Source organism: Microcoleus sp. AS-A8, from assembly GCA_039962225.1.
In the GTDB taxonomy this organism is placed as follows: Bacteria; Cyanobacteriota; Cyanobacteriia; order Cyanobacteriales; family Coleofasciculaceae; genus Allocoleopsis.
Window position 1 is genome coordinate 22,481 of sequence record JAMPKV010000044.1, and the last position, 9,219, is coordinate 31,699.

Consider the following 9,219-nt stretch of genomic DNA (forward strand, 5'->3'; position numbering starts at 1 on the left):
ATAAAATACCCCCGTACATTCGTGGGGGCAGTTGCAACCACACTGTACAGTATTTATTTTTAGTATAGAAATGTAGTTTTTACGCCCCAAAAATGCCTTCAGATTCCCTGTCAGCGAAGCAATTGAAAGTCATCGTCTTCCTGGCGAGTGGGGATAGCATTGATCATGCGGCTCTGAAGGCAGGCTGCAACGAAAAAACAATCGATGGCTGGCTCAAACTCCCAGAATTTAAACAAGCATTACGGGATGCCATCTCAGAGATTTATGAATCGGCAATTGCGGAATCCGTTCGTCACAGCACCTCTGCTATCAAGGTTTTGGCGAAAATCATTAATGATGAAGAGGCTCCGAATCGCGATAGAATTGCTGCTGCCCGTGAGCTTTTAGCGAATGCCAGTAAATGGCGAGACTGGCAATTAGAAGAGAGGATATCGAGGCTTGAGGAGTTGATGAATGAGTCGGCTGGAAAACCGGATTAACAGGCTTGAACAACGTCTCGAAAGGCGATATCAAGAGAATCAGCAAGGGTATGATTTATCCTTCATTCCTGATAGATGGGAAGATTTTGCCCGATTGACAACAATTCGCAGCGGCAATAAGTTAGTTCTGTTCAATCCTTTCGAGTATCAAATTGCTCTGTCAAATTTGATTGATCAGCGTTCAACAGTCATCGTCAAGAGCCGACAGCTCGGTATCACGGAAGCGATTGCCAGTAAGTTCCTGCACAAGGCTTGCCTCAATCCTGGGTATGCAGCGGTGGTCTTGAGTAAATCTCAAGTGGACACCTCAAACATCGCCAGACGGGTGCGAAGGATGGTTGATAGCCTTGGAATTCCACTTGAAACCGATTCTCTTACCGACATCCAGATTCATGGAGGTGGTCGATTGATTTTTCGCAATTCCACGCCTAATGGCTGTCGTGGATTAGAGAGCATCTCGGATATTTTGTATGACGAGGCTGGATTTGTGGAGGGAATTGATAGAATTTTCGATGCCGCCAGTCCGTCTCAGGAGATGGTAGGGGATGAGGCCCGTGCGATCGTACTGAGTACCCCCGCTGGTAAAAGTGGGTGGTATTGGGAGATGCTGTCTGGAGGCAATGAGGGGCGGGATATCGAAGGCATCTGTAATCAAGTCAAAGTTGGCGCGATTGACCCCTGTCAGGATTGGATTGATGAGAGTGGATGGGGCAAATTCATTGTGCACTGGAAGGCTCATCCAATCTATTCTCAAATCCCCAATTATTTAGAGGGAATCCAGAAAAAGAAAAAATTGTCCTGGTCAACCATCGAGCAAGAATATAATCTCAGTTTTCAGGAATCGGAAAGAAATGTATTCTCTTCTGATTTGGTAAGGGCTAATGCTATTGGTTCATTTTCTTTACCATCCAAAGATGAAGCCTATTACATGGGGATCGATACCAGCAATCAAGGTGAGGATTACACGGTAGCCGTTGTTATCAAAATCAATGATGATGGGGTCAAAGAAGTTAGGTTGCTGTACCGCGAACGCAAACGTACAATGGATTACCACATTGAGAAGATATCAGAAATTATTAAGAATTACCGACCTAAAAAGATTGCTGTTGAGGTCACGGGTGGCACTGGGCAAGTGTATTTAGAGAAGCTCTCTAGCAAGCACAAGGGGCGTGATTTCGAGGCAATTAAGACAACGGCCACCAGCAAACCCGTCCTCATTGATAGGCTGTTATTAGAATTAGAGCGAATTGCTATTTTATTCCCTAGAGACTGCCCAATCTTTGATGAATTGCTAGCCTACAGCAGGTCGCAGGATGGAAGATTGTCGGCCCCTTCTAATACTCACGATGATTGTGTAATGGCGCTATCTTTCGCCCTTTCAGTATGCCCAGAAAAGCGTCACAGAATAGCGTTTGCCTCCCTACCTACTAGATCGAGGTAAAAAAAATACCCCTCCAGAACAGATTTCTGGAGGGGTACTCAGGACGGGGGTCAACTGAGTTTTTTAAAAAAGTACCTTAGTCTCAAAATCGAATCGAGATGGCTATCAGTTCGATAGCGTTCAACCAAGGCTAAGGTAGTGGGTTAGGCGGTGATTTCAGATAAATCATGTTCTGAAATCGATACCAGTAATTGGGTTTTATTCATATGGCGGTATTTAGGAATCTCCAACTTGGAAGCGATATTTTTTAGTTCGCTTGCTTTTGTATCATCCAGCCATGTCGATACTTGATAGAGAGCTTGCCAGCAAATGACTGTATTAGCCAAGCGATTATTCAGAGGTTTAATCTTGGATTGAGGGGGGTTTTTAATCGGTGGAGATGTCTCTTGAATTTCTGGCTCTGATTGAGTCTCTGTTATTTCTTGTCGAATTTGATTAAGAATCCATTGCTCCCAAGTTGGTGGCTTGGGGGCTACATGAAGCTTGAAGATAGATTCAATGGGTGGAGACGTAATCAATACATCGTTGGTGTTTTCCTCTTGAGTCATGCATTTTTCGTAAGGTTTAAAGGGAGGCAGTAAAGGAATTGTGTGTGTCTCTTTCGTCTGGTGTTGCTCTTTAAGATTGAGGGCAATGAATCCAGCCATGAAAGGTAAATATCCAAAGATTGCTGCCTTTGTTGCGGTTAGCAGTACTGGTACTAAAAGAGCAAGTAAAGAGGAAATTGCAGAGGCTAATGCAGCGGTAATTCCTAATCCGAGAATGGAAATCAATCCAATTGCAGCGGGTTTCTGCGCTAAGTGAATAGCGTTGAAAAATGCTTTTGCGGCGTTCATTTTTTAGCTTTTTAAAGTCTGTTTTTGGCAAGAATGTGTAGCGGTTTTCTTGCTGTGTAACTTTATTGTAACATAAATTATCGACAATATGTAGCTTGTTGCAACAGTGGAAGAGAGCGGATTGGATTAAGGAGGTTTCAGGGGTTGCAGCCCATTACACATCCAGGTCTAACTCAAAAGATTCTTCTTCTTCCATCCATTGCTGAGATGATGTCCTTGGTACACCAGGAGCTTTTTGATGATGCTGATTCCCTGGATGGCTCTGATTGGCTTGACCGATAAAATAACTATTAACAATGTAATAAAGCATTTCCGGAAAGCTCATTTCAAGACGCTCCGCTTCCTTACGAATCTTTAGCGCTATCTCTTTTTTAATCCGTAGCTTCTCACTTCCATCTGGCAATTCCATCTTATACTTCCACCTTCCGTCCCATTTGGTGTGCCACCAACAGCAACCCCCTCACATTGGCTTCCAAGGGAGACTCATGTACCCTAAACCCTATCTTGGTCAGGGATTGACCAAACCCTGGTAGCAAACAACCTCCTCCAATACACCACACCTGATCCCCTTGCTCATAAGCATCTTTAGCTCTACCCACTGTTTTTCTCAGATAGTTCTCAAACCACTCGTTTAAACATTTTTTGTAGATTGACTTAAACGATTGCTTGCGCCCATAGCCAAATGTGCCATTCTCCAGTCCTAACCGAATCAGATACTTGTCTCCGGGTAAGCCATCGTTTATCGCCTTCATCTCTTTAGATATAAGCTCTATTAAATGTTCCACCCCACAAGGAAAAGGCTCATGTATCTCACGCTTGCCCTGACTATATCGGCTAAATAAGGTAGTTCCCGTCCCAAAATCTAATAACGTCAGTTTGCTGGGAAGCGGAGTTCCTACCAACGCTCCCATTCCCTCCGGTAACACTTTGACGACCCGAACACATACCTTAGATGCATAACCGCTCAGGATACATTCATGCTCACCCGACAAGGCTTCTATCAGCTTCTCTTTTAGATTGTCGCAATCATGTATCGAGGCGGCTAAATGTAATCGCCATTCTTTTCGATGGGGTAAGTGGGCTAGTGCCCCCAGCAACATAGGCAAGGCATATTGTATTTTACTGGCGGCATCGTCCACGTTACGGGAATAGTATCTTCCAGTCCTGCGTGCCGAATCTCCTACGGTGAATTCCCGCTCTTTTATCCGTACACGTCCTGGTACCGATTCCATCTTCTCTTCGCTCAGATAAGATGGAACTACAATGAGTGGATGTTCTTCCAGCAAAAGCTTATAATTGCCGAACCCATTGTCAATCCCGCCGACAAAATGCAACTGATTCTTATACGGTTTGGCTGACTTCATAAGTATAAATACTCGATCTTCCCCGATAGACCTATTTATCTCCTATATAGGTCTCATTTATACCCCAATAGCTGATCCAGCACAAGACACATTTAGACCCCAATTAGGTCTCATTTAGTACCTATTTCACCTTTTGTGCTAGAGCAAGCTGATGCCAACGGCTGAATGGCTTTCCCAGAGAACGATTGAATGTAGCGATTGTATCGATACCTCCGCTACATTTGTTGGGGCTGTCACAAGAGTCGGCCAAAATCTAGCACAAGGGTGACATACTGCGACAAGCTGTGACATGGGGTTGTCACAATCACTCCAGCTAGAGCGCATTCAATTTCTTTTCTTATAATTGCTATAACTCAGAAAACTTCATCGTTGTTGAACTCGACTTCTGACAAGAACTGTGTCAAAAACGGTCGGACACTGTTGGCGAATGTAAAACCGTCACATTGCGCCAACAGTATCGACGGCTACTCACGCCCCCTCTTCAAGTGTGGAGTTAACCAGTGGCTGACCCTGCGACAACAATCCGCGTTTAGTGTCGTACTCAATGGGTGAGTGACTCCCCCAAGTCGAAGCTGTATGCACAGTAAAGAGTTTTGGTGTCTGTGTTGGCACCAAAGCCACAGGGATTTTTTCTCCCGACGCGGTTGCTATTAGGCTGTGTGTAGGCTTAAAGCTAAGAAGTGTTTCTTCCGTGTTGCTGTGCTTCCCGGTTACAAGAGAGGAAGGAGTTATGGAAGGCTTTGGCTTTTTGGGTTGAGCCTTTTTTGGATTAGTGGCTTTAATGGTCTTAGCTTTTGGAGGGCGGCACTGTTCGCAGTACAGGGGTCTAGAGCCGAAAGTTTCTCGCACTGTGGGTGCAGAGCATTGTTTGCAGATGAACTTGAAGATGCGGGCGTGAATGAGTCTCGAATGAGCTTGTACAGTATACTCTCGAACAAAAACGTACTTGCTAGCCATTGTATGAACACACAATTCGATGATGTTTAAGCAGCCAGCCACTATTAATGAGTGGGTTTTAACTAGGCTAGAGGAAGATCGCCTTTGATTAAATACCAAGCGACGGAGAATGCTCCTGCCCAATGACCCAACAGTTCCAACTCCAACCCCCGCCCGACGACTTACGCACGCCCTTGGTGCAGTTAAAAGACCACTACGTGCATCAGATACAGAAGTACTTAACTATGCTGGCACTCGCTAAGGATAAGTTGGCCCATGTCGAAGCCTTGTTGGAAGGATGGTCAAGCGTTGAAGAACTACCACACCAGAACCCACGTTCTCCTATCCCGACAGCATCTAGCAGGGCTATCCCAGACAGCGTGGAGAGCGATTCGGGTGATGTTCGAGACAAAGATAGTTCCCTCATTAACGGTAATGGTAATGCCAGTGGTGCCGTCAAAGAGAATGGGGTTCCTCCTCATCAGGAGAATGGCGCATCTTCCCACACTTCAATAGAAGAGCCGTTTTCTCCAACTCTGTTAGAGCGCTTCATTGATACTCTCGATACCTCCACCCGTACTCTGCTAAGTTTCTGTGTTGACTCAAGGGGGATTGAAATAACTGACACCCCTTTTGGTGGTAAGACTTTATCTTTGGAGTGTCCCAACGACGCTGTGTTTCGCCGTCTCAAGCCGAAGTTACCGCGTCTAGTTTTCAAGTGGAATCAAGCAGTTAGTTCAAATAGCATTGTTGTGATTTCAATGGCTAAAAATCCTTTTGACCATAAGGGGTTGTCCTGGTCAAAAGAAGATTTAGCTCAACTTTCTTCTTTGGTGGATAAGGTAGTTGAAGTCAATGGGGTCACTTATACCCAACTGACAAACAATGACCGCTCCTGGTTAGCCATTGTGCCCCAATCGGTACTGACACCCCTCAAAAGTGATGAAAAAAAGTTTTTGATGCCACCTCAACCACCAACCACTACCAACACACTTGTCAATGGCGAGCGCAACAGTAGTAGTTCAATAGATGGGGGGCAACATGTGGAAATGCTTCCCCCTTATCAGGGAATGAATCGAATGGAGGCGCTCTCACTCCTGTTAACAGAACACTCTGGTACAGTGTTGCATCTTGGCTTTATTGTGCGTTCTCTTTACGGAGAATTAGAACCCTCACCGTTCAAAGTTATCAAGACCCGCGTGGGGAGTAGCTTGACACAGGGGGTAGAGCAGAAGTTGTGGGCGAGAGTAACTGACTCCCCTGGCTGTTACACTCTTGATTTGAAGTTGATAGAACCATAGGAACCCCCACCAGCTATTCGGTCGGGTTCTGGTGGGACAGTCACAACGCAACAGAAAGCTGCCTAAACGTACTTATAGGAGTTCGGTGGGATTGAGTTGGTCTAGAGAGACCCCTGGCACAATGCCAATCAGCTCATTAGTCGTCTGAGGAGCCGTAGGAGAAAGACCCGTGTCTGTAGCTAATGCCCCAGGCTGATAAGAACTTACTGAACCATGTGGCACAATTGTGTCTTCCAGGTTGTTAAAGTCAGCAACAACCGCGTAGTCAGCCTGACCTGGGTCCAAGATGACGCCGTCATTATAGAATGCTGTGGTGGCATTCCCAGCCAAGAGTGGGTCGGCATCCATGCCACCGACGAGGGGAGCCATCTCACCACTTCCTGCATTGGCTGCATTGACACCCGTGAGGGAATCATTCCCCTCCAAACCTGTGAGAATGTCATTGCCCGTACCGCCAAGGAGAGAATCATTTCCAGCTTGACCAACCCCGAAGTCATTCCCCATAGTAGTAGCGTTAGTCGGGAGAGCACCTCCAAACTCAATGGCTCCGACATCGATCATTCCGTCACTACGGGCTGAACCCAGCCCATCGGTGGTCAGACCAGCGATCGCTACCCCACTATTAATCGCGGCACTTCCTGCAAGCAGGAGATGGACTAGCTGACCGTTAATTTCTTGTAAAGGACCGAGTTGAGGGTCGGCAATGGTAATAGAATCCGTAGCATTGAAGTCGTTCGAGTTATTGGTCGATTTAGGAGGAAATTGGATATTACCCCCACCATCAGTGAGTAAACGGCTTGTTTGTTGCTGAATCCCCCAATTATTGTTTCCATTAGCCGCCGTGTTGTTGGCAAAAATGGTATTTTGCACCGTGACGGGTGAATCATTCGCGGCTATTCCACCGCCTACCCATCCAGCCCAATTGTTGGCAATGGTCGTGTTGATGATGTTCGTGGGACCGTAGAGTGCCATCGCTCCACCATTACCGCTATAGTCGGTAGCCGTTGCCTTGTTGCCAGAGAAGGTACTGTTAGTAATCGTGGTGGGTGCATCCATCATCCACAAACCACCCCCCTGATTAGCCGCTATATTGTTGGCAAACGAGGTGTTGTTCATGGTAAAGCCCTGGTTGGCTCCATTGCTCATTTGAACCACCGCACCCCCATTTCCATTATTTCCCCCTGGGAGTGCCAGAACTTCGTTGTTCTTGAACGTGCTGGATTCGAGCACAACTTTATCTTGGTTACCGCTGTAAAGATAGGCGGCTCCCCCTTCACCCCGACCTTTGTTGCCATCAAATACGCTATCGGTGATGCTAATGATGCCAGTTGGGTTGTTGATATCAGAACCGCGATCGCTGTAAACGGCACCACCGTAACCTCTGAGGGATGGGTTGGCTTGGCCTGTAGCGACAGTAGCGGCTATTGTGCTGTTGTTGATGAACGTTGAGCCTTCGATAATCAGTTCACCAGCGAGGTTGTTAATCGCTCCACCGTTAATGCCTGCGTTGTTGGTGAATGTGCTGTCAGTGACAGTGGTGCGTATCCCTCCCCAAGTTGCGATCGCACCTCCACCTCGCTCGTCGTTACCTGCTGTAGCTGTGTTGCTGTCAAACTGACTACCACTAACTGTAACGGTTCCTTCATACGCCCCAAAAATGGCTCCCCCACCAAGACCCGCCACATTATTCTTAAATTGGCTGTTTTCGACCGTCAATTGACCCTGGTGTTCTGTCCGTATCGCTCCGCCGAATTCGTCGGTGTAACCATTAGCAAGGGTCAGGTTTTTGATCGTCAAGCTCGTTGGGTTGACGGACGTTGATTCCAGGTGCAAGATACGGCTAGTGTTGTTACCACTGATGGTTAAACCGGAGGCACCTGCACCATCAATGACCAGGTTTTTGCCAACGGGAATATCTAGTTCACCTGATGTGAGGGTAATGGTTTGATTGGCGAGGGTTGAAGCGAATTGAATGGTATCTCCTGACTGAGATTGAGCGATTGCTGCTCTGAGAGAACCTGTCCCATTATCTGCAATAGAAGTAACGGTGATAATGCTCATAGTCAATCTTTTTCTTGGGTAAATGAGTTGGGTAGAGTCCCTCTGCTTGACGCAATTGGCAAAACTGAAGTCTTACATACGGAAGCGAAGACTCTGTTGCCTGTTGCTAGATGAGGTTTAAACGTAGGTAAATGACGAAGAAGGTGAGCTGCACGCTGGGTTTGTTGCAAAAACCCTCTAAAAATGCCAATTAGCTCATTGGTTATCTGGCTCGTTGCATACATAGACACAGAGACCCGTGCCTGTGGCTAAAACATCCCTTGTTGATAGGAGCTTGCTTTCAGGCAAAAAGCACGATACGGTCTTGTATCTAGTTAAATTCAGCATATTGGCGCAGTCAGCGTGGCCAGATAAGGATCAGACACCTCATCGTCCTAAGTCGTGTTTCCTGTCTCATGGGTCAGCACTGAATACGGCAGTGGTTGCACTAGCCGCGACATGACAACCGTTTGTCAGATAATCGGCATGGGGAGTTAAGGCTAGAACTCACGATTGCTCTCGGATGCAGCGTAGTTGGTTTTTAGGGTTTGTTGCTGGAGTTGGGTTGATTCTGGTGGCAAGCTTCCGACTTGTCCGTGTGAAACGATGTGGATAATTGAAACGTTTGTGTGTTGGGTAAGCGCTTCAGCAATTGACGCGACCTCATCTTTTATTGCGTCGAAGAATATCACTTCAACTCCCGGTGCTATGCTTTCGTTGAGCTGATCTGGATTGGCTACTTGGGAGTCGATGAACATTAGGCTTTGGCAAGAATTTTTACCATTGACTAGCAAGTAGCCAATCCAGATCAGCTCAACGAAA

Annotated in this window: 9 protein-coding genes; 3 read left to right on the plus strand and 6 right to left on the minus strand. The window is 46.5% G+C overall.

From position 1 onward, the window contains the following. Nucleotides 1-92: 92 nt before the first annotated feature. Nucleotides 93-479: a hypothetical protein gene (locus NDI48_31330; GenBank protein ID MEP0835662.1), complete on the plus strand. Its 387-nt coding sequence runs from the start codon at nt 93-95 to the stop codon at nt 477-479. Further along, nucleotides 454-1,920, plus strand: a complete 1,467-nt coding sequence (locus tag NDI48_31335) for a hypothetical protein (protein ID MEP0835663.1) — start codon at nt 454-456, stop codon at nt 1,918-1,920. Before NDI48_31330 ends, NDI48_31335 begins: the two co-directional genes overlap by 26 nt. Before the next feature lie 143 nt (nt 1,921-2,063). Here the strand turns inward: NDI48_31335 and NDI48_31340 are convergent, their stop codons facing one another. The 4 genes from NDI48_31340 to NDI48_31355 all read right to left on the minus strand — a co-directional run bounded on the left by NDI48_31340 (nt 2,064) and on the right by NDI48_31355 (nt 5,077). After that, a complete protein-coding gene (locus NDI48_31340) occupies nt 2,064-2,756 on the minus strand; it encodes a hypothetical protein (protein ID MEP0835664.1) in 693 nt (230 codons plus the stop codon). A gap of 154 nt (nt 2,757-2,910) precedes the next feature. Beyond that, the gene (locus NDI48_31345) at nt 2,911-3,165 is read right to left on the minus strand and encodes a hypothetical protein (GenBank protein ID MEP0835665.1); all 255 of its coding nucleotides are present in this window, start codon (nt 3,163-3,165) and stop codon (nt 2,911-2,913) included. Between the two features lies 1 nt (nt 3,166). Further along, a complete protein-coding gene (locus NDI48_31350; protein ID MEP0835666.1) occupies nt 3,167-4,120 on the minus strand; it encodes a ParM/StbA family protein in 954 nt (317 codons plus the stop codon). Nucleotides 4,121-4,588: 468 nt separating this feature from the next. Beyond that, nucleotides 4,589-5,077 (minus strand): hypothetical protein, encoded by a 489-nt coding sequence (locus NDI48_31355; protein ID MEP0835667.1) that lies wholly within the window; start codon nt 5,075-5,077, stop codon nt 4,589-4,591. A gap of 122 nt (nt 5,078-5,199) precedes the next feature. On the opposite strand from NDI48_31355, the gene NDI48_31360 reads away from it, so the two are divergent. Next, the gene (locus tag NDI48_31360) at nt 5,200-6,357 is read left to right on the plus strand and encodes a hypothetical protein (protein MEP0835668.1); all 1,158 of its coding nucleotides are present in this window, start codon (nt 5,200-5,202) and stop codon (nt 6,355-6,357) included. Between the two features lie 72 nt (nt 6,358-6,429). Here NDI48_31360 and NDI48_31365 read toward each other — a convergent pair whose 3' ends face one another. Beyond that, entirely contained in the window at nt 6,430-8,418 is a 1,989-nt protein-coding gene (locus NDI48_31365; protein MEP0835669.1) for a calcium-binding protein, read from the minus strand. Between the two features lie 479 nt (nt 8,419-8,897). After that, nucleotides 8,898-9,219 (minus strand): DUF4347 domain-containing protein (locus NDI48_31370; protein ID MEP0835670.1); only part of this gene is annotated, 322 nt, incomplete at its 5' end.

What these genes read in the sequence shown, in the direction of transcription:
- NDI48_31340 (MEP0835664.1), bottom strand. Translation starts at nt 2,756, where the DNA reads ATGAACGCCGCAAAAGCATTTTTCAACGCTATTCACTTAGCGCAGAAA.
- NDI48_31360 (MEP0835668.1), top strand. Translation starts at nt 5,200, where the DNA reads ATGACCCAACAGTTCCAACTCCAACCCCCGCCCGACGACTTACGCACG.
- NDI48_31335 (MEP0835663.1), top strand. Translation starts at nt 454, where the DNA reads ATGAGTCGGCTGGAAAACCGGATTAACAGGCTTGAACAACGTCTCGAA.
- NDI48_31350 (MEP0835666.1), bottom strand. Translation starts at nt 4,120, where the DNA reads ATGAAGTCAGCCAAACCGTATAAGAATCAGTTGCATTTTGTCGGCGGG.
- NDI48_31365 (MEP0835669.1), bottom strand. Translation starts at nt 8,418, where the DNA reads ATGAGCATTATCACCGTTACTTCTATTGCAGATAATGGGACAGGTTCT.
- NDI48_31345 (MEP0835665.1), bottom strand. Translation starts at nt 3,165, where the DNA reads ATGGAATTGCCAGATGGAAGTGAGAAGCTACGGATTAAAAAAGAGATA.
- NDI48_31330 (MEP0835662.1), top strand. Translation starts at nt 93, where the DNA reads ATGCCTTCAGATTCCCTGTCAGCGAAGCAATTGAAAGTCATCGTCTTC.
- NDI48_31355 (MEP0835667.1), bottom strand. Translation starts at nt 5,077, where the DNA reads ATGGCTAGCAAGTACGTTTTTGTTCGAGAGTATACTGTACAAGCTCAT.